The following is a 24,733-nucleotide window of genomic DNA, read 5'->3' on the forward strand; positions in this document are numbered from 1 at the left end:
TGCCGGCTCACGGCCTCGCAATAGTTGCTGCCACGCAGGGCCCGGAGCGTTCGGGCCGGTCACCGCCGGCCCCCTTTCCTCCGGGTCCGTTCCTTCCGGCTGCCCGGCCGACCCCCACACGCGGTCCGGCGGCCGAACCCCCCACAGGAGGACGTGACGTGAACCACCGACGCATACCCAGGCGCCGGGTCGCCGTGACCGGTGCCGGCATCGCCGCGCTGGTCGCCGCCGGGCTGACCTTCCAGACGGCCAACGCCAGCGAGGCGCCGAGCGCCGAGCCGCGCACCCTCTCGGTCGCCTCCGCGGGCAAGCTCGCCGACACCCTCGCCGGTGACCTCGGCAAGGCGGCCGCCGGGACGTACTACGACGCCAAGGCGAAGAACCTGGTGGTGAACGTCCTCGACGAGGCCGCCGCCACCGAGGTCGAGGCGTCCGGGGCCAAGGCCAGAATCGTCGAGCACTCCCTCGCCGCGCTGAACGACGCCCGGGCCACCCTCAAGGACCGGGCCGCCATCGCGGGCACCTCGTGGGCGATCGACCCGACCAGCAACAAGGTCGTCGTCACCGCCGACCGCACGGTCGAGGGCAAGGAGCTGGCGAAGCTCACCAAGGTGGTGGACGCGCTCGGCTCCAAGGCCGAACTCAAGCACACCAAGGGTGAGTTCAAGCGGTTCATCGCGGGTGGCGACGCCATCCACGGCAACGGCGGCCGCTGCTCCCTCGGCTTCAACGTGGTGAAGGGCGGCGAGCCGTACTTCCTCACCGCCGGGCACTGCACCGAGGGGATCTCCAGCTGGTCCGAGACCTCGGGCGGCCCCGAGATCGGCACCACGGTCGAGTCGAACTTCCCCGGCGACGACTACGGGCTGGTCCAGTACACCGGCTCCACCGAGCACCCCAGCGAGGTGAACCTGTACGACGGCAGCACCCAGGCCATCACCGGTGCCGGCGACGCCACCGTCGGCCAGTCGGTGACCCGCTCCGGCTCCACCACGCAGGTCTCCACCGGCGAGGTGACGGCGCTCGACGCCACCGTGAACTACGGCGGCGGCGACGTGGTCGAGGGCCTGATCCAGACCACCGTCTGCGCCGAGCCCGGTGACAGCGGCGGTTCGCTCTTCGCCGGTTCCACGGCGCTGGGCCTCACCTCCGGCGGCAGCGGTGACTGCTCCTCGGGCGGCGAGACCTTCTTCCAGCCGGTGCCGGAGGCGCTCTCCGCGTACGGCGTCGAGATCGGCTGACACCCCGCTGCACCGAACCCCGGCCGGAGTCCCAGCCCGGCCGGGGTTTCGCCTGTCCTCACCGCGTCCTCACCGCGGCGGCAGGCCCCGTGACCGCTCCCGGTCCCCGCGGTACATCGAGGCCGCCAGGGTCACCAGGACGCCGCCGGCCGCCCAGGCCGCCAGCACCAGCAGCGAACCGGTGAGCGCCCGCCCGTCGAAGTACGCGATCGAACGCGCAACCCAGGTCCCGGCGCCGGGCTGGAGGGCCGGGCCGATCGCCTCCCAGAACGGCGGCAGCATCGGCAGCGGGAAGGCGCCGCCCGCGCTCGGGTTGCCGCCGACCACCACGATCAGCACGGCCAGGCCGATGCCGACGATGCCGGTCACCGCCTCCAGGGCCAAGGTCAGGGCCCCGACGGAGAAGACCACCAGGGCGCCCAGCCCCCACAGTCCCCACAGGCTGCCGGGCAGCGCCCCGAGGACCGGCCCGACCACCACCGCTCCGCCCAGGCCGCCCGCGATCGCGTAGAGCGCCATGGCACCGAGCCGGATCACCGCGCGCCGCCCGTTGGCCGGCCGGCTGCCCGCGCTGATCGCGAGCAGCGAGGCGGTCAGGTAGCCGCCCACGCACCAGCCGACGACCAGATAGAAGGAGGAGAGGCCGTTGAAGTCCTCGCGGGAGGCGGGGGCGACGTCCACCGTTCGCACCTGCCGGTCCTCGGCGGCCTCCGCCCTGGTGATGATCTGTTCCAGTGACGTGGCCAGCACGGTGCCGCCGCCGGAGGCGACCAGCAGCCGGTCGGTGGTGCCCCGGGGGTCCACCACCAGGGCCCCGTCGATCTTCCGCTCCATGATCTGGTGGCGGGCCTCGGCCTCGTCGGCGACCGTCCGCGCGTCCAGTGGTTCCCCGTCGAGCCCGCCGAGCCGGGCGGCCAGCTCCTCGCTCTGACCCGCCGCGCCCGTCACGGCCACCCCGAAGGGGGCGTGGTGCGGCTTCGGGTCGTGCAGCGCGCCCACGTAGCTGGCGATGAACAGGATCTGGAGAGCGAGAGCGCCGATGACGAGCAGCGTGGTGCGCGGGGTGACCGCGTCCCGCAGCTCGGCACCGAGGCCCCGGGGCGTGGCGGGTCCGGCGGAGTGCGACATTCCCCCACGCTGTCGCCGCCCGTCCGGCCCCGCAGTCGGGGCCGGGCCGAATGGCTGACCGGGCGGGGCCCCTGTCCGGGGTGTGAGAAGAAGCGCAGGTCACGGCGGGCCGCGAGCGGGGCGGGGCAGGCCGCGTACGGTTATCGTACGGATGTTCGAAACCTGGTCTATGGTGGAGGGCGGGGGTGAGTGGAAGACAAGATTCCGGAGGTGTGCGCGGTGGGGTTCACGCATCTGCATACCGTCTCGGGGTACTCCCTGCGGTACGGCGCCTCGCACCCGGGGCAGCTCGCCGAGCGCGCCGCCGAACGCGGCATGGACGCCGTCGCCCTCACCGACCGGGACACCCTCGCCGGAGCCGTCCGCTTCGCCAAGGCCGCCGCCACCGCCGGGGTCCGGCCCCTCTTCGGCGTCGAACTCGCCGTCGGCGAACGCCCCCGCCCGCAGGGCCGGGTCCCGGTGCGCGGCGGCGCCTTCATCGACGAGTCCGCCGCCCGCGTCACCTACCTCGCCCGGGACGGCGCCACCGGCTGGGCCACCCTCTGCCGCCTGGTCACCGCCGCCCACGCGGCCGGCGCCGATCAGCCCCTGCTGCCCTGGCGGGAGAACCACGGCGAGGGCGTCACCGTCCTGCTCGGCCCCGCCTCCGACGTCGGCCGCGCCCTCGCCGCCGGCCGCCCCGACCGGGCCGCGCGGCTCCTCGCCCCCTGGCGCGAGGTGTACGGCGACGCGCTCCGCCTGGAGGCCGTCCACCACGGGCTGAGCGGCACCGGCCCCGGCTCGCTCCGCCTCGCCGCCCGCACCGTCGGCTTCGCCGCCGACCAGGGCGTCCCCGCCGTCCTCACCAACGCCGTCCGCTACGCCGACCCCGGCTCCGGCCCGGCCGCCGACGTCCTGGACGCCGCCCGCCGGCTGGTCCCGGTCGACCCGCGCCGGGGCCTGGACAGCGGCGAGCGGTGGCTCAAGGACGCCGCCGCCATGGCCCGTACCGCCGAGCGGGTCGCCGAGGCCGCCGGGCTCGGGCCCGAGGGCGCCGCCCGGCTCCTCGCCGAGACCCGCCGCACCGCCGACGCCTGCCTCGTCGACCCCGAGGACGACCTCGGCATCGGCGCGGTCCGCTTCCCCGAGGCCGCCCTGGTCGGCGCCGGGCGCCGCACCGCGCAGCGGGTGCTCGCCTCCCGGGCCGCCGCCGGCATGGTCCGCCTGGGCCACGACCGGAAGGCCGCGTACTGGGACCGGCTCCACCACGAGCTGGACATCATCGCCCACCACGGCTTCGCCACGTACTTCCTCACCGTCGCCCAGGTCGTCGACGACGTCCGCGACCTCGGGGTACGGGTCGCCGCCCGGGGCTCCGGCGCCGGCTCCCTCGTCAACCACCTGCTCGGCATCGCCCATGCCGACCCCGTCGAGCACGGGCTGCTCATGGAACGGTTCCTCTCCAAACGCCGGGCCGTCCTGCCCGACATCGACATCGACGTGGAGTCCGCCCGCCGGCTGGAGGTCTACCGGGCGATCCTCGGCCGCTTCGGCGCCGAACGGGTCGCCACCGTCGCCATGCCCGAGACCTACCGGGTCCGGCACGCCGTCCGCGACGTGGGCGCCGCCCTGTCCATGGACCCCGCCGACATCGACCGGATCGCCAAGGCGTTCCCGCACATCCGGGCCCGCGACGCCCGCGCGGCCCTCGCCGAACTGCCCGAACTGAAGCAGATCAACGAGGAGTTCGGCGGCCGCGACCGACTCTGGCAACTGGTCGAGGAACTGGACGCGCTGCCGCGCGGCGTCGCCATGCACCCGTGCGGCGTCCTCCTCTCCGACGCCTCCCTCACCGCCCGCACCCCCGTCGTCCCCACCAGCGGCGAACAGCTGCCGATGTCCCAGTTCGACAAGGAGGACGTGGAGGACCTCGGCCTGCTCAAACTCGACGTGCTCGGCGTCCGCATGCAGTCCGCGATGGCCCACGCCACCGCCGAGGTCGAACGCGCCACCGGCGAACCCCTCGACCTCGACCGCCAGGCCGACCCGGCCCTCGCCGACGAGGCCACCTACGCGCTGGTCCGCTCCGCCGAGACCCTCGGCTGCTTCCAGATCGAGTCGCCCGGCCAGCGCGACCTGGTCGGACGGCTCCAGCCGGACAGCTTCCACGACCTGGTCGTGGACATCTCGCTGTTCCGCCCCGGCCCGGTCGCCGCCGACATGGTCCGCCCCTTCATCGAGGCCCGGCACGGCCGCGCCCCCGTCCGCTACCCCCACCCCGACCTGGAGGACGCCCTGCGCGACACCTACGGCGTCGTCGTCTTCCACGAGCAGATCATCGAGATCGTCTCGGTCCTCACCGGCTGCGGCCGCGACCGCGCCGACCAGGTCCGCCGCGCCCTCTCCGCCCCCGACGCCCAGGGCCGGCTCCGCGTCTGGTTCGCCCAGCACGCCGCCGCCCGCGGCTACACCGCCGAGGTGATCGCCCGTACCTGGGAGATCGTCGAGGCGTTCGGCAGCTACGGCTTCTGCAAGGCGCACGCCGTCGCCTTCGCCGTCCCCACCTACCAGTCGGCCTGGCTCAAGGCCCACCACCCGGCCGCCTTCTACGCCGGGCTGCTCACCCACGACCCCGGCATGTACCCCAAGCGGCTGCTGCTCGCCGACGCCCGCCGGCGCGGGGTGCCGGTGCTGCCGCTCGACGTGAACCGGTCCGGCACCACCCACCGGGTCGAACTGGTGTCCGGTGACGGGGAGCGGCCCGGCCGGTGGGGTGTCCGCCTCGCCCTCAGCGACGTGCACGGCATCAGCGAGGCCGAGGCCGCCCGGATCGAGGAGCACGCCCCCTACACCTCGCTCCTCGACTTCTGGCAGCGCGCCCGGCCCGGCCGCCCCGTCGCCGAACGGCTCGCCCAGGTCGGGGCGCTCGACGCGTTCGGCGCCAACCGCCGCGACCTCCTGCTCCACCTCACCGAACTCCACCGGGGCCGCCCGCGCGGCGCCGCCGCCCAGCCCACCCTGCTCGGCGCCGACTCCGCGCCCGGCGCCCGCCGCGTCCCCTCCGCCGGACTGCCCGACCTGGACGAGACCGAACGGCTCAGCGCCGAACTGGGCGTCCTCGGCATGGACGCCTCCCGCAACCTCATGGACGACCACCGCGACTTCCTCGAAGAGCTGCGGGTCACCTCCGCCCGGTCGCTGCGCGGCGCCTCGCACGGCAGCACCGTGCTGGTGGCCGGCGCCAAGGTCGCCACCCAGACCCCGCCGGTCCGCTCCGGCCGCCGGGTCGTCTTCACCACCCTCGACGACTCCACCGGCCTGGTCGACCTCGCCTTCTTCGACGACAGCCACGAGGCGTGCGCCCACACCGTCTTCCACTCCTGGCTGCTGCTGGTCCGCGGCACCGTGCAGCGCCGGGGCGCGCGCAGCCTCAGCGTGGTCGGCACCGCCGCCTGGAACCTCGCCGACCTCATCGAACTCCGCCGCGACCAGGGGCTGGAGGCGGTCGCCGCCCACCTCGCCGCCGACCCGGACCAGAGCCCCGAGGCCGCGCCCGGCCGCCGCATCCGGATGAGCACCGGCTACGAGATGAACGCCTGGGCCGACCTCCGCCCGGCCGGGCCAGGACCCGACGCCACCGGGACCCCGCCCGCCCCCGCCGGGATCACCCGCCCCGAGACCGCCGGGAACGGGCGGCTGTGGCACCGCAGCCAGGGGAGCGCCGGATGATCCTCTGCATCAGGTTCCGCCTGGGCGCGGAGCGCGAAGCCCTCCTGCCGGAGCTGGCCCGGCTCGCGGAGGACGTCAGCCCCGTCGTCCAGGCCGTACCGCCCGACACCCTCCTCGTCGACGTGCGCGGCGCGCTGCGCTACTTCGGGCAGGACGCCGAGCGCCTCGCCTCCGTCCTGCGGGTCCGCGCCCTCGCCCACACCGGCACCGCCTGCACCATCGGCGTCGCCGGCAACCCGCTGCTGGCCCGGATGGCCGCCCGGCAGGCCGAGCCCGGCACCACCCTGCTGATCCCCGACACCCCCGAGGCCGTCGCCGGCTTCCTCCACCCGCGCCCCGTCGTCGCCCTGCCCGGCGTGGGGCCCGGCACCGCCCGTACCCTCTGCTCCTACGGCCTGGACACCGTCGGCCGGCTCGCCGCCGCCCCGCTCGGCACCCTCCAGCGGCTCACCACCGCCCGGACCGGGCGCGAACTGCACGAGAAGGCCCACGGCATCGACCGGACCCCGGTCGTCCGCAACGCCGCCGCCCAGTCACTCGCCGCCGAACGGGCCTTCGGCCGCGACGAGCTGGACCGCGACTCCCAGCGCCGCGCCCTGCTCTCCCTCACCACCGAACTGGGACTCCGGATGCGCGGCACGGACCAGGTGACCCGGGCACTGGCCCTGACCGTCCGCTACGCCGACCGCTCCACCACCACCCGCACCCGCACCCTCCCCGAACCGACCGCCCACACCACCGCCCTCACCGCCACCGCCTACGCCCTCCACGACGCCCTCGCCCTCCAGCGCGCCCGGGTCCGCGCCCTAGCCCTGCGCGCCGAGGGCCTCACCCCCGCCGAACACGCCGCCCACCAGCTCACCTTCGACCCCACCGACGACAAACTCCACCGCCTGGAAGCCGCCGCCGACCGGGCCCGCGCCCGGTTCGGCCCGGGGGCGGTCCTGCCGGGGACACTGGCGGCGTGAGACGGGGCCGGGCCTTGGGTCGCCCCGTGGGTCATGCACGTACCATGTCGCGCTGAGCTGATCTCTCAACGCCCATCCCTGACAAGGGCGTTGCCACACTTACGGAACGGGGCGGGCAGCTTGAGGCACGCGCAGTCCTGGCTGGGCTGGCCCGTCCCCCGGCGGGTCAGGATCGCCTCCCGCGCAAGGCTCGCCACGCTGACGCAGGCGGCTCGCGCACGAGGCTTCAGCCGCAAAGGGGAGAGCCCGGACCTCGAGACCGGACGGACCTTCCTCGTCATCCCGTACCTCCCGGAACCTTCCCCCGAACCCAGCTGGATGTGCCTCGTCGTCGCCTCCCCGCACTCCATGAACCTGGAGCCTGGAGTGAGGCCGGAGCCGGCCTTCGCCAGGCTCGACGTGGCGGGAGCCGACCTCAGGTCACTTCCCGTGGCCAGGTCGAAGGTCAGGGACCAGCTACTGCACTGGATGGCCTGGGAGGCGTATCGGGGCCGGAGCCGGGAGCCGGGGCCGGCCCAGGGGCTGCCCCGCGACCGACCTGTCACAGCGTCACACGCGACAGCCCATCACCCGGACTCCCTGCCGCCCGCGAGCCGTCGCCGCCACCGAAGACCGGAACGCCCCTGTCGATGCCCGGCGGGGCGCGCGGACCTGCGCGCAGATGGTGCAGGGGGCGGCGGCACCCGGCGCTGGGTGAGGGGCCCCTGGCCGAGGGGGGTGAGTTCCCGTCAGGGGATGCCCGCCGGGTCGACGGCGGAGCTGCCACCAGTTTTTACCGGCACGTAACTTCCCTCCGCTGGCTACCCCTGCGTAACTTGACGGGAGCACGACACCTCGTGATCCGGATCACAGGGCTTTCCCGACCCGAACCCCACCGAGTCGCAAGGAGTCCGCCCGATGCTGCCCTGGAAGAGATGGCTGCGCCCGTTCGCCGCCCTCGCCCTCACCGCCGCCGCGGTGCTCACCCCCGCCGCCACCGCCTCCGCCGCCCCCACCGCACAGGCAGCGGCGAGCAGCGGCTGGAACGACTACAGCTGCAAGCCGTCCGCCGCGCACCCCCGCCCGGTCGTCCTGGTCCACGGCACCTTCGCCAACTCCGTCGACAACTGGCTGGTCCTCGCGCCGTACCTGGTCAACCGGGGCTACTGCGTCTTCTCGCTCGACTACGGACAGCTGCCCGGCGTCCCCTTCATCCACGGCCTCGGCCCGATCGACAAGTCGGCTGAGCAGTTGCGGGACTTCGTCGACAAGGTGCTCGCCGCCACCGGCGCCCCCGAGGCCGACCTGGTCGGCCACTCCCAGGGCGGCATGATGCCCCGCCACTACCTCAAGTTCCTCGGCGGCGCCGACAAGGTGAACGCCCTGGTCGGCATCGCCCCCGACAACCACGGCACCACCCTGCTCGGCCTCACCAGACTCCTGCCGCACTTCCCCGGCGCCGAGAAGTTCCTGAACGACAAGACCCCCGCCCTCGCCGACCAGATCGCCGGCTCGCCCTTCCTCACCCGGCTCAACGAGGGCGGCGACACGGTGCCCGGGGTTCAGTACACCGTCATCGCCACTCGTTACGACCAGGTCGTCACGCCCTACCGGAGCCAGTACCTGGACGGGCCGAACGTCCGTAACGTGCTGGTCCAGGACCTCTGCCCGGTCAACATCTCCGAGCACGTCGTCATCGGCACCATCGACCGGATCGCCTTCCACGAGGTGGCCAACGCCCTCGACCCGGCCAACGCCACCCCGACCACCTGCGGCTCCGTCGTCAACTGACGTCCCCCGCACACCCCGAAGGGCCGCCACCGCTCCCCGGCCAGGGAGACGGCGACGGCCCTTCGGCCCGTCAGGGCAGGTGGGGGTGGAACGCGGCGGAGGTCAGTGACGGGAGCCGACCGCGCGGCGGCGGGCCGAGGCGAAGAGGAAGGCGGCGCCGAGGGCGAGCGCGCCCGCACCTCCGATCGCCACGTACGGGGTGGCACTGTCGCCGCCGGTCTCGGCGAGGTTCTCGGCGGCCGCCGGCTTCTCCTCGACGGCGGTGCCGGCCGGGCCCTTCGCCTCGGGGGCGTTGCCCTCGCCGGCGGCCTCGTGGCCCTCGCCGTGCGCGGCGTTGGCCGCCTTCTCCTCGGCGGTGTCCCCGCCGTGGCCCTCGTGGGAGACGGTGGACTTCTCCGTGCCCGAGGCGATCTGCTCCTCGGTCGGCGCCTCGGCCGCCGGGGCGCCACCCTGGCCGCCCGCCGCACCGCCGTCGAAGACCACGTCCGAGCAGGTGTAGAACGCCTCGGGGCTGTCCGAGCGCTGCCACACGCTGTAGACGAGGTGGCGCCCGGTCCGCTCGGGGACGGTGCCCTCGAAGACGTACTCGCCGCCGGTCGCCTGCGGCTGCTCGGCGGTGGCGAAGGGCTTCTCCTCCAGGTCCGACCACTTCAGCGGCTTCGTCGGGTCGTACCCCTCCTTCGTCAGGTACAGCTCGATGGTGCCCGCGTGCGGGGCCGTCGCCCGGTAGTGGAAGGTGTGCTTGCCCGCGCTCAGCGGCGAGGAGGGCCAGTCGGCGCGCGGCAGGTCCAGGCCCTGGTACTTGTCGCGGCCCGCGCTGCACAGCTTGCCGTCCGGGACGACCTCGCGGTGGCGGCCCGCCACGTCCGGGAGGTTGACCTCGTTCCAGTCGTAGAACGCCTGCGCGCCGCTGGCGGCGACGGCGGCCTTGCAGGCGTCGGACGACGGGCTCTCCGGCCCCTCCGCGTAGCAGGCCGAGACCCGGCTGACCGGGTCCGTCATCGTGCCGTGCGCCCCGGCCGGGGAGGCGCCGAGCACGGTCAGCGCCAGCGGGACGGCGAGCAGGGCGGCGGTCCTGGCGGCGGTGCGGCGAACGGTCATGGGCGGGCTCCTCGCAGGGTCGTCGATCGGGTGCGGCCCGGTCCCCCGGACCTCGGCCGCCACCGAAAACTAGCCTCCCGACCAGCCCGTCCCACCCGGAAATCCGCCCGGGGGCCGATCTTTATGGTCCCCTTAAGATCGCGCTAAGCGGCCCATCGGACGGGAGCCCCACGCCACCCTCAACAGGCCGTCAGCTCCGTCAGCCGCCCCGCCCGCGCCCGCTCCTCCAGCGCGTCCAGCGCCGCCGAAGCCGCCGCGGCCGCCACCGGGTCGCTCCGCTCCAGACCGCTCGCCGCGAACTCGTCCTCGTCCAGCCGCAGCACCTCGCGCCCGTCGGCCGAGACCCACAGGTCCAGGTCGAGGTCCTCCACCACCAGCACGCCGTCCGCGAGCCCGGCCGGGCGGGTCACGTCGCAGTACCAGCCCTTCAGGGCGCCCGCGGCGTCCCGCACCTCCTTCACCGCGTACCAGCGGCTCCGCCAGAAGTGCTCGGTGAACACGTCCCCCGGCTCGAACCGCACGAAGCCGAAGTCCCGCGCCCCCTCGCCCGCCCACGGCGCGCGCACGGTCACCCGCTCCCCGTCGTCGGCCAGCAGCCGCGCCGGGTACGTGATCTTGGTGCGGCCGTGCTTCACCAGCCGTACGTCCACCGTGCCGGCGGACGGGACGTCAGCCCAGCTCGCGGACATGGCGCACCTCCGTGGCGCAGATCTCGTAGCCGAACTTGCGGTTGACGGCGAGCATCGGGGCGTTCTCCGCGTCGTTCCCGGTGAACGCCTCGCGCAGGCCGGCCGCCCGCGCCTTGTGGAGCGTGGCGGTCTTCGCCAGGCTCGCCAGACCCCGCCCCCGGTACTCCCGCAGCGTCCCGGTCATCGCCGAGGACATCCGGCTCACCCCGTCGGTCACCACCGCGCTGAACGCCACCGGCCGCCCGTCCACGAGCGCCAGCGTGGCCAGTTCCCGGGACTGGCAGGGGTGGCCCCAGGTCGACACCAGCCACTCGGCGTAGTCGTCCAGTTCGGCGCCGACGTCGCTCGGCTCGTCGGCGGTCACCGCCGCGTCCAGCTCGAAGACCGGACGCGGATCGTCGGCGAACGCCGTGCAGTCCACCAGCTCCACCCCGGCCGGCACCTCGGGCAGCGGCGGCAGCGAGGCCGTCAGGTCCAGCCGCAGGAAGTGGGCCGGGCGGCGCGCGGCGTAGCCGTGGCGCCCGGCGTAGGCGAGGCTGTCCTCGTCGCCCAGCACCCAGCTGTAGGCACGCTCCGCGCCCACCTCGCGCAGATACGCCTCGGCCGCCGCCACCAACGCGGTGCCCGCGCCCCGGCCCCGCCGGTCGGGGCGGACGTAGGTGTTGACGTAGGCGTTGCCGGGGGTCGGGCTCTCGTGGGCCAGCCCCGTCTGGCAGCGGCCGACCACCTCGCCGTCCATCTCGGCCACCAGCAGGCGCTGCCGCGCCGCAGCGGCGGTGTGCTCCCGCTCCCACACCTGGGCCTCGGCCGTGGTCAGCAGGGGCGGGATCGCCTCCCGCAGCACCCGTACGACCGCCTCGGCGTCGTCGGGCCGGAAATCTCGCACTGTGATCGTCATGCGCGTGACGCTAGGTTCTCGGGGTCTCCCGCGTCGCGTCAATTTCCGTACGCCCGGCGTCCCTCGCGCGGCCGCCCCCGTACGCGGCCGCCCTGGCCGGAGCCCGCAGCACCGGCCCGTCCGTGGCCCCCCACGCCGTACCGACGGAGCGTCACCGGTACGGGACAATCGCCGCGTGACAGCCGACGACATCCACATCGAGATCGACCCCCGCGACCCCACCGCCCCCTACGAGCAGGTGCGGGCCCGCCTCTCCGAACTGGCCCGCTCCGGCGCCCTGCCCGTCGGGCACCGGCTGCCGACCGTGCGCGGCCTCGCCGAACGCCTCGGCATCGCCGCCAACACCGCCGCCAAGGCGTACCGGGCGCTGGAGGCCGACGGGGTGATCGAGACCCGCGGCCGCAACGGCACCTTCGTGGCCGCCGCCGGGGAGGCCGCCGACAAGGAGGCCGCGGCGGCGGCCGCCGCCTACGCGCAGCGGGCGCGGCGGCTCGGCCTCGACGCCGGGACGGCCCGCGCCGCCGTCGAGGAGGCGCTGCGGGCCGCCTACCGCACCCGCTGACGGGCCGGGGCGCCCGCCTGACGCCAAGTCAGGACCGGCGCCCCGCCTCGACAGGCACCGCCCTCACAGGTAGAGCCCCGCGTCGGCCGCCGCGCGCTGGTCGGGCAGGTCGGTCGGCCCGTTCCCGCGCCGCAGCGCGTACAGCTCGGCCAGCGTGGCGCCCTCCCGGCCGACGCCCTCGGAGGTGCCGAGCCAGGAGACCGCCTCGTCGCGGGTGAGCCCTCCCACCTCGATCCGGGCCAGGCAGCGGCCGGGCCGCACCACCGCGGGGTGCAGCCGCTCCAGCGGCTCGTTGGTGGTGACCCCGACCAGCACGTTGCGGCCCTGCCCGAGCAGGCCGTCCGTGAGGTTGAGCAGCCGGGACAGGGCCTGGCCCGTCGAGCTCTTCGCCTCGCCCCGGATCAGCTCGTCGCAGTCCTCCAGGAGCAGCAGCCGCCAGCGGGCCTCGCCCTCGCCGCCGTCCTCGCCGATGGCGATGTCCATCAGGTAGCCGACGTCGGAGAAGAGCCGCTCCGGGTCGAGGACGCAGTCCACCTGGCACCAGTCCCGCCACGACCGCGCCAGCGTGCGCAGCGCCGAGGTCTTGCCCGTGCCGGGCGGACCGTGCAGCAGCAGCAGCCGCCCCGCCACCTCGTCCGGCGTGGTCTTCATCAGCCCGTCCATCGCCTCGGCGACCGGCGCCGTGTAGTTGCCCCGCACCTCCTCCCAGGTCCCGGCGCTGATCTGCCGGGTGGTGCGGTACGGGCCGCGCCGGGGCGAGAGGTACCAGAACCCCATCGCCACGTCCTCGGGCTGCGGGTCCGGCTCGTCCTCCGCGCCGTCCAGCGTCCTCCTGACCAGGTCGGCGGCGAGTTCGGGGCTGGTCGCGGTCACGGTCAGCTCGCAGCCCCGGGTCCACCGGGAGACGAGCATGGTCCAGCCCTCGCCCTCGGCCAGCACCCGGCCCCGGTCGCCGTCCTTCACCGTACGGACCACGGTGGCGCCGTCCGGCAGCTCGGGGGCGCCGGGCTTCAGCTTCTCCACCGTCCCGCTGTGGGCGTACGCCTGCTCGCCGGTGGCGAACCGGGAGAGGAACAGGGCGTCCACCACGTCGATCGGGGAGCAGTCCCCGTCGAGGTTGAGCCGGGTCTCCAGCAGCCCGGCCAGCGGGGCGGGGAGGGTGTCCGGGGTACGGGCGGGGGCGGGCGTCGTCGTCTCGATCGGGGTCTCCTGGTGCTCGGCCATGTCCGCCATGGTCGGCGAGCCCGGGCCCGGAACGCACGCGGTTTTCCCCGCACCCCGCCCCACCTGAGCGGCAGCGGCGTGTCGCGGCCCCTTTTCGCGGCGGAACCTGTGCCACCGCCCGGCGCGCTGCCTACCCTGGTAGCGATGCGAGACCACGGGGGGCGGCGCGCCGCGGCCGGCCGGAGGCGCCCGGCCCTCCTGGCCGCCGCTCTCGCCCTCGCCCTCCTGCTCCTCGCCGCCTGTTCGAGCGGCCCGCCCGACGACCCGGCCCCGCCCGCCGAACTGGGCTGGGGCTTCACCCACACCCAGCACAGCGCCGACGCGGGCGAGGACCGGGCGGTGCGCCGGGCCCGTACCACCCTGGAGAACACCGGCCTGCCGCAGGTCCAGCACCTGATGGGCTGGGGCTCCGCCAACCCCGAACCCCGGCCCGGGACGTACGACTTCGCCGCGATGGACCGCCGGATCGCGCTGGCCGAGGAGACCGGGGCCACCCCCGTGATCACCCTGTGCTGCGCGCCCGACTGGATGAAGGGCGGGAGGGCGGGGCGCACCGACTGGAGTGCGAAGTCCCTGGAACGCGCCCCCGACCCCGAGCACTTCGCCGACTTCGCCCGGCTCGCCGCGACCACCGCCCGCCGCTACCCCCAGGTCCGCCACTACCTCGTCTGGAACGAGTTCAAGGGCTTCTGGAACGAGGCCGAGGGCCGCTGGGACCACGAGGGCTACACCGAGCTGTACAACCAGGTCCGCCGCGCCCTCAAGGAGGTCGACCCAAACCTCCGCGTCGGCGGCCCGTACCTCGTCATGGACAGCTTCCCGCCCGGCCGCACCGAGGGCGCCTCCCGCGAGGTGCGCGGCGACTGGGGCGCGCTCGACCGGCGGACCGTGGACGCCTTCCGGTACTGGAACCGGCACAAGGACGGCGCCGACTTCGTGGTGGTCGACGGCTCCAGCTACACCACCGACGGCGAGCTGGTCCCCGACGCCTTCGCCGCCACCACCAAGTTCACCGACGTCGGCCGCTGGGTCCGCCAGGAGACCGGCGGACTCCCGCTCTGGTGGGCCGAGTACTACGTCGAGCCCGGCGACGGCGACGACCAGCGCGCCGGCTGGCCCGAACCCCGCCGCCGCGCCGTCCACGCCGCCGGCCTCGCCGCCCTCGCCCGGGGCGGCGCCACCACCGCCTTCTACTGGAACCCCGAACGCACCACCACCCCCTGCCCCGGCTGCCTCTGGCGCCCCACCCACCTCCCCGACGGCGGCACCCCGCTGCCCATGCTCGACCTCCTGGCCCGCTTCCAGCGCGAGTTCGGCCCGGGCACCCGCTTCACCGCCGTCCCCGGCGACACGTCCGGCCTCACGGTCCTCGCCGACGACCGCGCCGCCCTGGTCGTCAACCACCGCGCCACCGCGCGGACGGTACGCGTCGACGGGGCCCGGCTGCGGCTGGAGGCGTACGAGGTCAGGTGGGTGGAGCGCGGGTGAGCGCCGGTGCCCGTACGTCCGGCGTTCCGGCGGTGGCCGTTGTGTGAAAGAGGGGCAGGTGCCGGGGCGGGGCCACCCGCACTGGCCTTAGGGTGACTGTCAGTCAACACGTGGTGATGCGCGCTCCACCGTCAAGGGAGCACGCCCGCCACCCGGAACCTGAGGGGGAGTGCCGGGGCGGGGCTGGTGCCCGCCCCGGCTCAGGGCTGTGCGGCCGGGCGACGCGTCGGGCCGCGGCCCGGTCCTGCTCGGGCAGGCAAGACGGAGAGACATGCCTTCGATCGACCTGGCGCGGCGACGCCTGCGCCTTTCCGACGCCCACATATCCGTCCTGGGAATCCTCGTGGACGAGGGGCAGATCCCCGAGGACCACGCCCAGGCCCACCGGGAACTGCGCGAGGCGGCGCTGCTCGACCCGGACGACAAGATCGTCGCCGACCTCTACCCGCTGGTCTCCACCCTGATGGCCCCCAGGGTCATCGCCCAGGCCGAGGTCACCGGCCCGCTCGGCACCACGCTCAACGGCGCCGTCGTCGGCGACGACTTCCTCTTCACCCACGAACGGTGGCCCGGCGAGGCCGAGTCCGAGTACGTCCCGGTCGAGCCGGAGACCCTGGTCTGGGCCCTCGCCCGCATGGTCGACCTGCACCGGGAGACCGTCGTCGACGAACAGGAGCAGGTCCCGGCCGAGGAGATCACCTCGACCATGGGCACCCTGGACGCCCTGCTGGTGCTCATGGAGGAGGGGAACGCGCAGGAGCCGGAAGCGGCCGCCGCGGCCTCCTCCGCCCCGGTGCGCCTGGCGGAGGTACTGGCCCAGCTCAACACCATGTGGCGGCTCACCGTCGTCTGGCAGGACGCGGCCGGCTCCGGCGGACCCGCCGCCCGCGCCCTCGCCGTGTGGGACTGCGGAGTGGAGGGGTACTGGGTGCGGGAACTCCCCGCCGAACCGGTGGCCGAGGGCGAGGCGGGCCCCGCCACCACCCTGAAGGCGCGGCGCAGCTCCGCCCGGGAGATCTGGAGCCTGATCACCGGCCTGCTGCCCGAGGCGGACGAGCTGCGCGCCCCGGCCCCGGCGGAGGGCTCATGAGCGAGAAGACCCCCCGGATGGGGAACCCGCAGGACCTCGAACACCTCGCCAAGCTGCTCGACGGCCGGGGCAGCCTGCGGGACAAGCTCGACGAGGCGTTCACCCGGGCCTCGCACCTCGGCGTCCGGGACCGGCTGGCCCCGCTGCGGCCGATGTCGAAGTGGACCGACGACACCGCCGTGGACCTGCGGCGGCGGGCCGCCATCCTGCGGGCCGAGGACGGCGACCCCAAGGCGGCCGCCCTGTACGCGGGATTCACCCCCGCCGAACTGAAGGGCGCCTCCCTCCCGCCGGACGCCATGCTGATCGCCAACGCCTCGGTCGCCAACAGCGACGCCTTCGACCCGGGCTGGCTGAAGCGGAAGCCGGGGGAGACGCTCCAGGACTGGCTCCAGCGCATCCCCGGGGACGCGACCGCGAAGATCAGCGGCAACGAGAACCTGGGCGAGGTGGTCGGGGACTACATCAACCTGACCGCGCTGGCCTCGACGGTGCCCGGCGCCTTCAAGATGGCGGCCGCCGGAACCATGGGCCTCATCAAGTACTTCCGCAAGGGCGATTTCCTCAAGGCCCCCGGGACGACCCTCGCCCAGATCCTGAAGGGCAAGGCACCCAGCTACATCCCCGGCCGCATCGCCCGGCTCGGGGCGAGCATCGGCAGCCGGACCCCCGCCCCGGTGCTCAACGCCCTCACCGGGAAGGACAGCCTCGCCGCCCTCTCCGGCAAGACCTGGGCGTGGGAGGCCAACCTCCTCAAGGTCGGCAAGAACGCCAACGCGCTGAGCCGGGCCACCGGTGCGGGACGCCTGGCCGGCTTCGCCTCCGGCGCCGGTACGGCGCTGCGTACGGCCGGCTGGTGGCGCGGTGCCGGGATCGCCGGAAGCGCGGCCTCCACCGTGATCGGCGCGGTCGACGTCATCCAGGAGGGCAACCCGGTCGAGGCCTTCAAGCGGGACAAGGCCGGTTACGTCTCCAAGGTGTCGGGGGTCGCGTTCAACGCCTCCCTGACGGCTGCCATGGTCGCTCCGAACCCGGTGACGATCGGCGCCGCGGCGGTGACCGGCGTGGTGTACGGCGTCTCCTCCATCGTCGACAACTGGGACACGGTCAAGAAGTTCCCCGGAAAGGTCGCCGACGCGGGGGAGTGGGCGGGCAAGAAACTGGGGGAGGGCGCACGCAAACTGACCAGCGCCCTCAACCCCTTCGACTGATCGCGACAACCGAGCAAGGCAGGACGATGTCAGCACTCTCCTTCGAACTGCGGCGGTCGACCAACACGGTGACCTCGCGGGAGCAACGCCACGTCGCCTTCTGGGGCGGAACCGTGGGCCAACTGGGCGCGGTCGAACTGGTGGTGCCCGCACTGGAGGTCGTTCCGGTGCGGGACCGGGACACCAGCGGCGCGGCGGTGACGGGGGAGAGCGTGCCCCCGTCCTCGTTCACCGGACTCACCTACGGCGGACGCCCCCGCCTGGCGCGGGGCCGTCTCCAGGTGGCCGGCCAGGAAGCCGCGCTGTCGCGCAGCTCCTGGCGGACCAGCCGTGAGGGCCGCGCCCTGCGCATCCGCGTGGTGGGGCGGGAGTACCGCTACCAGGAGCGCGGCAACCGCCGGCACCACGTGCTGGAACGGGCGGGCGCGCGGGTGGAGATGACGCGGTCGAGCGCGTCCGTCGCCTCCGAGGCCCTGCGGGGGACGGCGGGCGGAGCGGTGGACTCGGTCGACCTCAGCCTCGCGATCCTCCTCGAAGGCGTCTACACCCGGAACCTCTCCCTGCGGGGCGCGTTCATCTCCGCACCGGGACGCCTCCTCGACCGGCTCGGGGGCTGACGCCGGGCCGGCGTACCGGGGGGTGGCCGCCACGGGACGGAAAGCCCGTGGCGGCCGCCCCGTCCTCCTCGTAGGCTCCGGCCATGGCACTCGACCAGGCACTCGTGGACGCCGCACGTGACCAGCTCGACCGGCGGTGGCCCGCCGACGAGGACGGCGGCGCGGCGGCCGTGCGGCTCGCCGACGGGCGGGTGCTGACCAGTGTCGGCCTGGACAACCTCAACATGAGCGTGACGCTCTGCCACGAGACGGGCGCCCTGATCCAGGCGTACACCCTGGACGTGGCCGTCACCGCGACCGTCTGCCTCTGCCGTGACCGGGAGAGGGGCCGCCTGCTGGTCCTGCCGCCCTGCGGCATCTGTCAGGAGCGGCTCGCGCTGTGGGGACCCGAGGTGGAGGCGGCCGTCCCCGACGACACCGCTCCCGGGGGCTGGCGCGCCGTCACCCTCGCCGAGCTGAACCCCCACTACTGGGGCACGGCCTTCACCGCCGACGGCACCTGGCCCACGCAGGCCGCCCACAGCTCCTGACACCGCCCGGCCGCCTCAGGCCAGCGTCCAGAAGCGGTGCACCAGTGCGCTCGCCGCCACCAGCAGCAGCGGTACCGCGAACCAGAACAGGGCGCGGACCGCCGGGGAGGACGGGGCGCCGGGCGCCGCGCGGAGGCGCAGGAACTCCCGTGCGCCCAGCAGGAGGACGAGCAGAACGGCCGACAGCGCGCCCAGGACCGACCACGGTGTCCAGGTGACCGTCGGCCCCGGCGGCCCGGGCGCGGCCGCCTCCGGCGAGCCCCGGGGCGCCTCGCGCAGCCCGTACACGGCGGCGTCGGCGTTGCGCACCACCGGGACCAGGTCGTCGCGGGCGTCCAGGGTGGCGAGGAGCCGCCGCTCCCAGCCGGCCGAGTAGCCGGCGTCCAGCTCCAGGTAGGCCGACTGGCCACGGCCCACGATCAGGTACGAGTCCGGGCCCGCCTCGCGCAGGGCCTCGGCGAGGGGCTCGGCCAGGACCGGGTCGCGGGGGGCCTGGGTGGGGACGTAGCGGACGCGTTCCATCGCCCGGGAGCCCCAGGGCAGGGCCGGGGTGACGCTCTCCTCGGGGTCGTCGCTGAGCCAGAGGAGGCGCACGGTCGGGTCGGCGTGGGCGTAGACCCACTCCATCGCCGCCACCTCACCGGGCCGCACCCGTTCGAACGCCTCGTTGCCCCAGCGGGCCACCAGGAAGCCGCCGACCAGGACCAGCCCGGCCAGCAGGGCCGCCAGCGGTGCCAGGGAGACCCGGTCCCAGGCGCGTTCCGCCTCGCTGGTCCCGGCGCGGGGGAAGAAGGCGAGGGCCGCCAGCAGGGCCGCGCCGGGCAGGGCGAAGAGGAAGACCCGCAGCGCCATCTCCCCGCCGTACGCCTGGAGGGCGAACCCGGCGGCCGGGACGAACGCCAGGACCGGCAGGGCCCGTTCGCGGTACCCGGCGTCCCGCCTGCGCCACCAGCCCCAGCAGGCCAGGGCCATGACGAGCCCGGCCAGGCCGACCCGCGCGTACAGCACGAGCTGGTGGGTGGCGGAGCCGCCCTCGATGCGGCCGGAGACCGAGGAGGTGACGTTGGCCCCCAGCCCGCCGACGGAGCCGAAGAGTTCGTCGAAGTGGCCGGACCAGTAGGGCTCGGCGAGGAAGCAGACCCAGCCCACCGCCACCACGCCGAGGAGCAGTGGCAGCCCCCGCAGGGCGCACCGGCCGAGCACCACCAGGACCGTCACCACCCCCAGCATCACGAAGGGAGTCAGCTGGTGGGCGGGGACGGCGGCGGCGAAGAGCGCCAGCACCACGCAGAGCAGGACCGCGCGCCGTCCGGGCGTCGCCTCCGGCGGCGTCTCCGCGCCCGGCAGCACCCCGCCGGAGGGCGCCGCCGGCGCCGGGAACCACCGCAGCAGCAGCGCCGCGAAGGCCAGGTACAGCAGGTACGTGAAGCTCTGCGGGGAGAAGTAGTCCTGCCCCACCCAGCTGCTCAGCGCGAAGAACCAGACTCCGCACCAGCGCGCCCGCCACCCCGCCCGCACCGACCGCGCCAGCAGCGCCAGCGGGACGAGCGCCAGCAGGTTCACCGCCAGGGGCCACCAGCGCACCACCTCCGCCAGCTGGGCGGGATCGGTGACGCCGCACGCCCGCAGCACGAAGGCGGCGGCCGCGAAGAACCCGGGCCAGCTCCACCGCGCGTCCAGCGCCGGGGCCGAACCGCCGGTCCGGTCCAGGTACTCCAGGAAGCCGAGGTGCTGCCAGGCGGTGGCGAAGCGGGGCTGCTCCTCGACCACGGCCGGCAGCGCGTGCAGCGAGACCACCGTCGCCACCAGGACCAGACCGAGCAGGAGGCGCTGCGGCCGGGAGGGCCAGAGCAGGACGGCGAAGGCCACCACCAGCAGCGCGGCCCCCGCGAAGACGGGCCAGGGCAGGACACCTACCAGGCCGAGACCGCCCATCGCGTCCAGCGCCGCCCCGTCCAGCCCCGGGACCGGCAGCCAGTACAGCGCCAGTCCGGCGGCCAGCAGCAGCGCCGGCACCACCGTGCGCAGGTGCGGGCGGCGCCGGGCGCGGGCGGCGGATGTCTCGCGCCCGGCCGGGGGCGGTGCCTCGGGGGCCGGGTCCTTCGCCCAGGCCGGGCGGTGCCCCGCCGCCGGTTTCTCCCGCGCCGTCGTCCCGCCGCTCACCGTCCGCCTCCGCCCGTCGGGGCCGCGCCCTCCGGCGCCGCCCGCACCACCGGGACCAGCCGCACCGCCGCCACCAGCGCGACCACGGCCAGCCCCGCCACCTCCGCCACCCCGGCCCCCACCAGCCCCATACGGGGCAGCAGAAGCAGGGTCAGCCCCAGCATCAGGACGCAGAACACGCCCTGTGTCCAGGCCAGTCCCGAGGTGCGGCTGCGCGCCCGCTCCACGCTGAAGTACACCTCGGTCACCACCCGCAGCAGCGCCCCCACCGCGTACCAGCGCAGCAGCCCGGTCGCCGCGCCGGCGTACTCCGCGCCGAAGACGCCCAGGATGTACGGCGCGCCGAGGAAGAGCACGGCGCAGACCGGCACCATGATGCGGGCCATCCGCATGAGCGCCGCCCGCGTGTTGCGGCCCAGCCGCGCCGGGTCGTGGGCGCCCTCCACGGTCAGCGAGGCGCCCATGTTGACGGCGAGCAGGTTGACGGTGCCGCCGATGGTGATCGTCACGTAGAAGTAGGCGTTGTCGGCCGGGGAGACCTGGGCGGCGACGATGACCGGCACCAGGTAGACCACGGCCAGCGAGAAGAGCGCGCCCGTGCAGTCGCCGGCCAGGAAGCGGCCCAGTTCGCGCAGGGTCGGCGGCCGGGCCGTGCCCCGGGTCTCGCGTTCGTGGCGCGGTACCAGGCGGCGCAGCACCAGCCACCCCAGCGGCACCACGGAGACCGCGATGGCCGCCGCCCAGGAGACGAAGACCCCCGCCACCGGCACCGCCCCGGCCAGCACCACCAGCAGTACCAGTTTCACCAGCGAGAAGGCGGTGTTGCCGACCGGCACCCACACGGCGCTGCGCAGCCCGGTCAGCACCCCGTCCTGGAGGGTCAGCAGCGCCCAGGCCACCACCGCCAGCAGGAATCCGGCGGCCGGCAGCGGACCGTGCAGGAAGGAGTAGGCCGGGCCCCACAGGCCGAGGGTGAGCAGGAAGACCCCGGCCGCCGCGGCGACCAGCAGCGCGCTGCCCGCGTAGGTGCGCCGGACCAGGGTGCCGGTGGCCGCCCCGGAGACCGGGACGAACCGCGCCAGCGCCCCCATCAGGGTGACCGCGGTCAGCCCCGCCAGCAGTTTCATCGCCGCGATGGCGGCCGAGCCGTGGCCGACCGCCTCCTCGGAGTAGTAGCGGGCCGCCGCCACCCAGAAGCCCAGCCCGAGCACGGCCGAGACCCCGGTGTTGACCATCAGGGCGTACGCGTTGCGCAGCAGCGGAGCCCGCCCCGGGGCCCCGGCCGGGGCGGACCCCGCCGGTGCGCCGGGACGGGCGGTGCCGGTGTCAGCCACGGGTCCTGAGCACCTTCCGCCGGGCCTGACGGGTCCGCCGCACCACGGCGTACCCCCGGGTCAGGGCGCGGTCCGGGGCGTACGCCCGGGTCAGCGCGCGGCACTCCAGCAGCCGCCCGAACAGCTCCGGCCCCGTCGAGCGGCGCACCGTCACCCGCCGCAGCGCGTACGGGCCCTGGGCGCGGCGCGCCGGGACGTTGCCGACCGCCAGCGACTGGGCGTACCCGGCTGCCCGCACCGCCTGCCGCACCCGCCGGTCGGAGTAGCCGAACGGGTAGGCGAACGAGGTGGGCGCTGTGCCGAGTTCGGCGCCGACCAGCTCCCTGCAGTACGCCAACTCGGTGGCGAGGCGGCCGGGGGCGAGCTGGTCGAGCTGCGGGTGGGTGTGGCTGTGGCCGCCGATCTCCACCCCGGCGGCGGCCAGTTCGCGCACCTGCCCCCAGTCGAGCATCCGGTCGGGCGCGCCCCCGGCCTCGTGCCGCCCCCGCAGCCAGCCGGTGGTGACGAACACCGTGGCGGGCAGCGCCAGTTCGGCGAGGACGGGCAGGGCGTGCCGGTACACCCCCTCGTAGCCGTCGTCGAAGGTGATGAGGACCGGCCGGGGCGGCAGCGGGCGGCCGGTGCGCCACCGGGCCGCGAGCTGGGCGGTGGTGAGCGGGGTGCAGCCGTACGCCGTCACCATCGCCATCTGCCCGGCGAAGGCGTCCGGGGTCACCGAGAGCGCCCGCGTCGCGGCGGCGGGGGAGCGGGCGACGGCGTGGTACATCAGGATCGGCACCGGCTGGTCGTCCGGTCTTCTCGCACGGCCGCCGGTCTCCCCGGCCGTCGCGCGCGCCGCCCTCCCCCGCGGGGCCCCGCCGCCGGGCGGGTAGCGGCTGAGCAGGTCGCCGCTCATGACCGTGCCCGGGGAGTGGGGCCGGGCGCGTCCGTCGCCGGGGAGATCCCCGGGACGCGCGGCACGGTGAAGGCGGGCGCGTCCGCGCGGCGGGCCCGCCAGGAGCCGGCCAGGTAGCCGCCGGCCGCCGAGGCGGTCCCCACCAGGACCGCGCCGGCCCGCGCGGCCCCGCCCCGCCTGCCGCGCAGGGCGTCGGCCAAGCCCCGGGCCACGGCGGCGGGCAGCGCCCGGGTGGCGTGCCGGCGCTCGGAGGCCAGCCCGTCACCCGTGCCGACGCTGCGCGCCACCAGGGCCTTGGAGAGCCCCTCGGCCCAGGTGCGGGAGCGGAAGTAGGCGAACCGCTCCCGCACCGGCACCACACGGTGGTGGATGACGGCCCGGTCGTCGACGAGCAGCACCGCGCCGGGCCGGGCCCGCGCCAGCCGTACGCAGAACTCCGTCTCCTCCCCGCCCAGCGGCCGCCGCCCGCCGTCGCGCCCGATCCCGAGCGCGAAACCGCCGGCGAGGGCGAACGCCGAGCGGCGGAACGAGGCGTTCCCGCCGAGCACGTTGCGCACCCGCACCCGCCCGGGCGGGTGCCCCCGGTAGGTGCACCCCACCACCCAGTCGAACTCCTCGGGGAACCAGACCGGCCGCCGCCCCGAGGCCCACCGCGGCAGGGTCCGCCCGCCGACCGCGAGGACGCGGGGGTCGGCGTATCCGGCGGCGAGGTGGCGCAGCCAGTCGGGGTCGGCCACGGCGTCGTCGTCGAGGAAGGCGACCAGGTCGCCCCGGGCCGCGCCGACGCCGGTGTTGCGCCCGGCGGAGAGGCCGCGCGGCCCGGCGTTGGGCAGCACCCGGACCCCGTGCGGACCGTCGGCGAAGTGCCGCTCCAGGCGCTCCAGCAGCACCGGGTGATGGTCGACCACGAGCAGGATCTCCAGCGGCGGCAGCGTCTGGGCGCCCAGCGAGCCGACCGCGTCCAGGATGTCCTGCCAGCGCTCCTCGGTGTGCACGCAGACCACCACCGAGAACCCCTTCGGCGCGGCGGTCACGACGCACCCCCGAGCGGGGTGACCGACGGGCGGCGCACGCCGCGCGCGCGGGTACGGCCGGAGCGCTCGCGCAGGATGACCCGCAGCACCCGCAGCCCGTCGCGGACGGCCCGCAGATTGCTGGCGCCGTGGATGCGCAGGTACTCGTGGCTCGGTATCTCCTGGACCCGCAGCCCGGCCTTGACCACCCGGATGTTCATCAGGGTCTCCACCTCGAACCCGGTGCAGTCCAGGTCGATGCGGTCCAGGCAGTGCCGCCAGAAGGCGTTGTAGCCGTAGCAGAGATCGGTGTAGCGGGCGCCGAACTTGGCGTTGACCACCGCGCACAGGACGCGGTTGCCCAGCTTGCGGACCGGCGTCATGTCGTCGGTGCCGCCGCCGTTGGCGAAGCGCGAGCCCTTGGCGAAGTCGGCGCCGGAGACCAGCGCGGAGACGTAGCTGACGATCTCCGAGCCGTCGGCGGAGCCGTCCGCGTCGACCATGACGATGATCTCGCCGGTGCAGGCGGCGAACCCCGCGATGAGGGCGTCGCCCTTGCCTCTGCCCCGCTGGCGGACCACCTTCACCTCCGGCCACAGTTCCCGGGCGACCTCCACCGTGCGGTCGGTGGAATTCCCGTCGACCAGGACCACCTCATGTATCCAGGCGGGCAGCGTCTTGAACACGTACGGCAGGTTCTCCGCCTCGTTCATGGCCGGAATAACCACGCTCACCGGCGGTGTGATCGCGAGGTGCGAGGAGATACGGCGATAGGCGTCCGGAATACGGGCGGTGGCGCTGTGCTCCGAGCTGCCGTTGGCCGAAGGCGCGGGCAGCGGGTTCCGGCCAGGTACTGCCGGCTGAAGAAAAGTCACGGGTCCGTTCCCTCTCGTCCGGCGGGCCGCCCGGTCGGGCGGCCCGGCACTGTGTCCGGTGCGAAAGGGGGCGTGGGCCCACCCCGGCCGTGCCCGTGGCGGACCACGGACATGGTGTGTGAGCTGGTGATTCCGCCGCGCGGCCCGTGGCGCGCCCCGCATGGCGGGACCCGCCGCGGCACCCCCCTGCCGCGCTCCGCCCCGGTCCTTCACGGTCGCCGGGCCCTC

The 24,733-nt window shown here is 75.0% G+C and carries 20 protein-coding genes; 10 read left to right on the plus strand and 10 right to left on the minus strand.

Going from position 1 to position 24,733, the window contains the following annotated elements; all coding sequences use genetic code 11:
• Window positions 1–158: 158 nt before the first annotated feature.
• On the plus strand, window positions 159–1,241 hold the full coding sequence (locus OIM89_RS25215; RefSeq protein ID WP_151169915.1) for a S1 family peptidase: 1,083 nt from the start codon (window positions 159–161) through the stop codon (window positions 1,239–1,241).
• A gap of 69 nt (window positions 1,242–1,310) precedes the next feature.
• Here the strand turns inward: OIM89_RS25215 and OIM89_RS25220 are convergent, their stop codons facing one another.
• Complete coding sequence (locus OIM89_RS25220; RefSeq protein WP_264491639.1) at window positions 1,311–2,369, minus strand: DUF3533 domain-containing protein; 1,059 nt, start codon at window positions 2,367–2,369, stop codon at window positions 1,311–1,313.
• Between the two features lie 189 nt (window positions 2,370–2,558).
• Here OIM89_RS25220 and OIM89_RS25225 point away from each other — a divergent pair, with 189 nt between their 5' ends.
• The 3 genes from OIM89_RS25225 to OIM89_RS25235 all read left to right on the plus strand — a co-directional run bounded on the left by OIM89_RS25225 (window position 2,559) and on the right by OIM89_RS25235 (window position 8,815).
• A complete protein-coding gene (locus tag OIM89_RS25225; protein ID WP_264491640.1) occupies window positions 2,559–6,077 on the plus strand; it encodes a DNA polymerase III subunit alpha in 3,519 nt (1,172 codons plus the stop codon).
• Window positions 6,074–7,045 carry a DNA polymerase thumb domain-containing protein gene (locus tag OIM89_RS25230; RefSeq protein ID WP_030696592.1) on the plus strand — a complete coding sequence of 324 codons (972 nt, stop codon included), beginning with the start codon at window positions 6,074–6,076 and terminating at the stop codon, window positions 7,043–7,045. The genes OIM89_RS25225 and OIM89_RS25230 overlap by 4 nt, the downstream gene beginning before the upstream one ends.
• Window positions 7,046–7,942: 897 nt before the next feature.
• Complete coding sequence (locus tag OIM89_RS25235; protein ID WP_030696590.1) at window positions 7,943–8,815, plus strand: esterase/lipase family protein; 873 nt, start codon at window positions 7,943–7,945, stop codon at window positions 8,813–8,815.
• Between the two features lie 102 nt (window positions 8,816–8,917).
• Here the strand turns inward: OIM89_RS25235 and OIM89_RS25240 are convergent, their stop codons facing one another.
• From OIM89_RS25240 to OIM89_RS25250, 3 genes are all read right to left on the minus strand, one after another.
• On the minus strand, window positions 8,918–9,916 hold the full coding sequence (locus tag OIM89_RS25240; RefSeq protein WP_030696589.1) for a lytic polysaccharide monooxygenase: 999 nt from the start codon (window positions 9,914–9,916) through the stop codon (window positions 8,918–8,920).
• A gap of 179 nt (window positions 9,917–10,095) precedes the next feature.
• A complete protein-coding gene (locus tag OIM89_RS25245; RefSeq protein ID WP_030696588.1) occupies window positions 10,096–10,605 on the minus strand; it encodes a DUF402 domain-containing protein in 510 nt (169 codons plus the stop codon).
• Window positions 10,586–11,503, minus strand: a complete 918-nt coding sequence (locus OIM89_RS25250; RefSeq protein ID WP_030696587.1) for a GNAT family N-acetyltransferase — start codon at window positions 11,501–11,503, stop codon at window positions 10,586–10,588. Before OIM89_RS25250 ends, OIM89_RS25245 begins: the two co-directional genes overlap by 20 nt.
• Window positions 11,504–11,678: 175 nt before the next feature.
• On the opposite strand from OIM89_RS25250, the gene OIM89_RS25255 reads away from it, so the two are divergent.
• Window positions 11,679–12,065, plus strand: coding sequence for a GntR family transcriptional regulator (locus OIM89_RS25255; RefSeq protein ID WP_030696586.1), 387 nt, complete (start codon window positions 11,679–11,681; stop codon window positions 12,063–12,065).
• Window positions 12,066–12,128: 63 nt separating this feature from the next.
• Here the strand turns inward: OIM89_RS25255 and OIM89_RS25260 are convergent, their stop codons facing one another.
• Window positions 12,129–13,298, minus strand: a complete 1,170-nt coding sequence (locus OIM89_RS25260) for a DUF5925 domain-containing protein (RefSeq protein ID WP_030696585.1) — start codon at window positions 13,296–13,298, stop codon at window positions 12,129–12,131.
• Window positions 13,299–13,433: 135 nt separating this feature from the next.
• On the opposite strand from OIM89_RS25260, the gene OIM89_RS25265 reads away from it, so the two are divergent.
• The 5 genes from OIM89_RS25265 to OIM89_RS25285 all read left to right on the plus strand — a co-directional run bounded on the left by OIM89_RS25265 (window position 13,434) and on the right by OIM89_RS25285 (window position 18,225).
• Window positions 13,434–14,777: a GH39 family glycosyl hydrolase gene (locus tag OIM89_RS25265; RefSeq protein ID WP_264491641.1), complete on the plus strand. Its 1,344-nt coding sequence runs from the start codon at window positions 13,434–13,436 to the stop codon at window positions 14,775–14,777.
• 271 nt (window positions 14,778–15,048) lie between these two features.
• Entirely contained in the window at window positions 15,049–15,867 is an 819-nt protein-coding gene (locus OIM89_RS25270) for a hypothetical protein (protein WP_047469898.1), read from the plus strand.
• Complete coding sequence (locus tag OIM89_RS25275) at window positions 15,864–17,078, plus strand: hypothetical protein (protein ID WP_030696582.1); 1,215 nt, start codon at window positions 15,864–15,866, stop codon at window positions 17,076–17,078. The genes OIM89_RS25270 and OIM89_RS25275 overlap by 4 nt, the downstream gene beginning before the upstream one ends.
• 26 nt (window positions 17,079–17,104) lie before the next feature.
• The gene (locus tag OIM89_RS25280; RefSeq protein WP_175458184.1) at window positions 17,105–17,695 is read left to right on the plus strand and encodes a hypothetical protein; all 591 of its coding nucleotides are present in this window, start codon (window positions 17,105–17,107) and stop codon (window positions 17,693–17,695) included.
• An 83-nt stretch (window positions 17,696–17,778) separates the two neighbouring features.
• On the plus strand, window positions 17,779–18,225 hold the full coding sequence (locus tag OIM89_RS25285; RefSeq protein WP_030696580.1) for a cytidine deaminase: 447 nt from the start codon (window positions 17,779–17,781) through the stop codon (window positions 18,223–18,225).
• Window positions 18,226–18,240: 15 nt separating this feature from the next.
• On the opposite strand, the gene OIM89_RS29910 is transcribed toward OIM89_RS25285, so the two are convergent.
• The 5 genes from OIM89_RS29910 to OIM89_RS25305 are packed head-to-tail and all read right to left on the minus strand — an operon-like array spanning window position 18,241 to window position 24,415.
• Window positions 18,241–20,388: a hypothetical protein gene (locus OIM89_RS29910; protein ID WP_316251040.1), complete on the minus strand. Its 2,148-nt coding sequence runs from the start codon at window positions 20,386–20,388 to the stop codon at window positions 18,241–18,243.
• Window positions 20,385–21,722, minus strand: coding sequence for a lipopolysaccharide biosynthesis protein (locus OIM89_RS29915; RefSeq protein WP_030696578.1), 1,338 nt, complete (start codon window positions 21,720–21,722; stop codon window positions 20,385–20,387). The genes OIM89_RS29910 and OIM89_RS29915 overlap by 4 nt, the downstream gene beginning before the upstream one ends.
• Complete coding sequence (locus tag OIM89_RS25295; RefSeq protein ID WP_047469911.1) at window positions 21,715–22,617, minus strand: polysaccharide deacetylase family protein; 903 nt, start codon at window positions 22,615–22,617, stop codon at window positions 21,715–21,717. Before OIM89_RS25295 ends, OIM89_RS29915 begins: the two co-directional genes overlap by 8 nt.
• Window positions 22,614–23,651 carry a glycosyltransferase family 2 protein gene (locus OIM89_RS25300; protein ID WP_030696576.1) on the minus strand — a complete coding sequence of 346 codons (1,038 nt, stop codon included), beginning with the start codon at window positions 23,649–23,651 and terminating at the stop codon, window positions 22,614–22,616. The genes OIM89_RS25295 and OIM89_RS25300 overlap by 4 nt, the downstream gene beginning before the upstream one ends.
• Entirely contained in the window at window positions 23,648–24,415 is a 768-nt protein-coding gene (locus tag OIM89_RS25305; RefSeq protein ID WP_051727125.1) for a glycosyltransferase family 2 protein, read from the minus strand. The genes OIM89_RS25300 and OIM89_RS25305 overlap by 4 nt, the downstream gene beginning before the upstream one ends.
• Window positions 24,416–24,733: the final 318 nt, after the last annotated feature.

The organism is Streptomyces sp. BI87, assembly GCF_025957665.1.
GTDB lineage: Bacteria > Actinomycetota > Actinomycetes > Streptomycetales > Streptomycetaceae > Streptomyces > Streptomyces albidoflavus.

Coding starts and splice junctions, on each gene's coding strand:
- OIM89_RS25220 (WP_264491639.1), bottom strand. CDS start 2,369: ATGTCGCACTCCGCCGGACCCGCCACGCCCCGGGGCCTCGGTGCCGAG.
- OIM89_RS25230 (WP_030696592.1), top strand. CDS start 6,074: ATGATCCTCTGCATCAGGTTCCGCCTGGGCGCGGAGCGCGAAGCCCTC.
- OIM89_RS25235 (WP_030696590.1), top strand. CDS start 7,943: ATGCTGCCCTGGAAGAGATGGCTGCGCCCGTTCGCCGCCCTCGCCCTC.
- OIM89_RS25240 (WP_030696589.1), bottom strand. CDS start 9,916: ATGACCGTTCGCCGCACCGCCGCCAGGACCGCCGCCCTGCTCGCCGTC.
- OIM89_RS25245 (WP_030696588.1), bottom strand. CDS start 10,605: ATGTCCGCGAGCTGGGCTGACGTCCCGTCCGCCGGCACGGTGGACGTA.
- OIM89_RS25250 (WP_030696587.1), bottom strand. CDS start 11,503: ATGACGATCACAGTGCGAGATTTCCGGCCCGACGACGCCGAGGCGGTC.
- OIM89_RS25260 (WP_030696585.1), bottom strand. CDS start 13,298: ATGGCGGACATGGCCGAGCACCAGGAGACCCCGATCGAGACGACGACG.
- OIM89_RS25265 (WP_264491641.1), top strand. CDS start 13,434: ATGCGAGACCACGGGGGGCGGCGCGCCGCGGCCGGCCGGAGGCGCCCG.
- OIM89_RS25270 (WP_047469898.1), top strand. CDS start 15,049: ATGCCTTCGATCGACCTGGCGCGGCGACGCCTGCGCCTTTCCGACGCC.
- OIM89_RS25275 (WP_030696582.1), top strand. CDS start 15,864: ATGAGCGAGAAGACCCCCCGGATGGGGAACCCGCAGGACCTCGAACAC.
- OIM89_RS25280 (WP_175458184.1), top strand. CDS start 17,105: ATGTCAGCACTCTCCTTCGAACTGCGGCGGTCGACCAACACGGTGACC.
- OIM89_RS25285 (WP_030696580.1), top strand. CDS start 17,779: ATGGCACTCGACCAGGCACTCGTGGACGCCGCACGTGACCAGCTCGAC.
- OIM89_RS25295 (WP_047469911.1), bottom strand. CDS start 22,617: ATGAGCGGCGACCTGCTCAGCCGCTACCCGCCCGGCGGCGGGGCCCCG.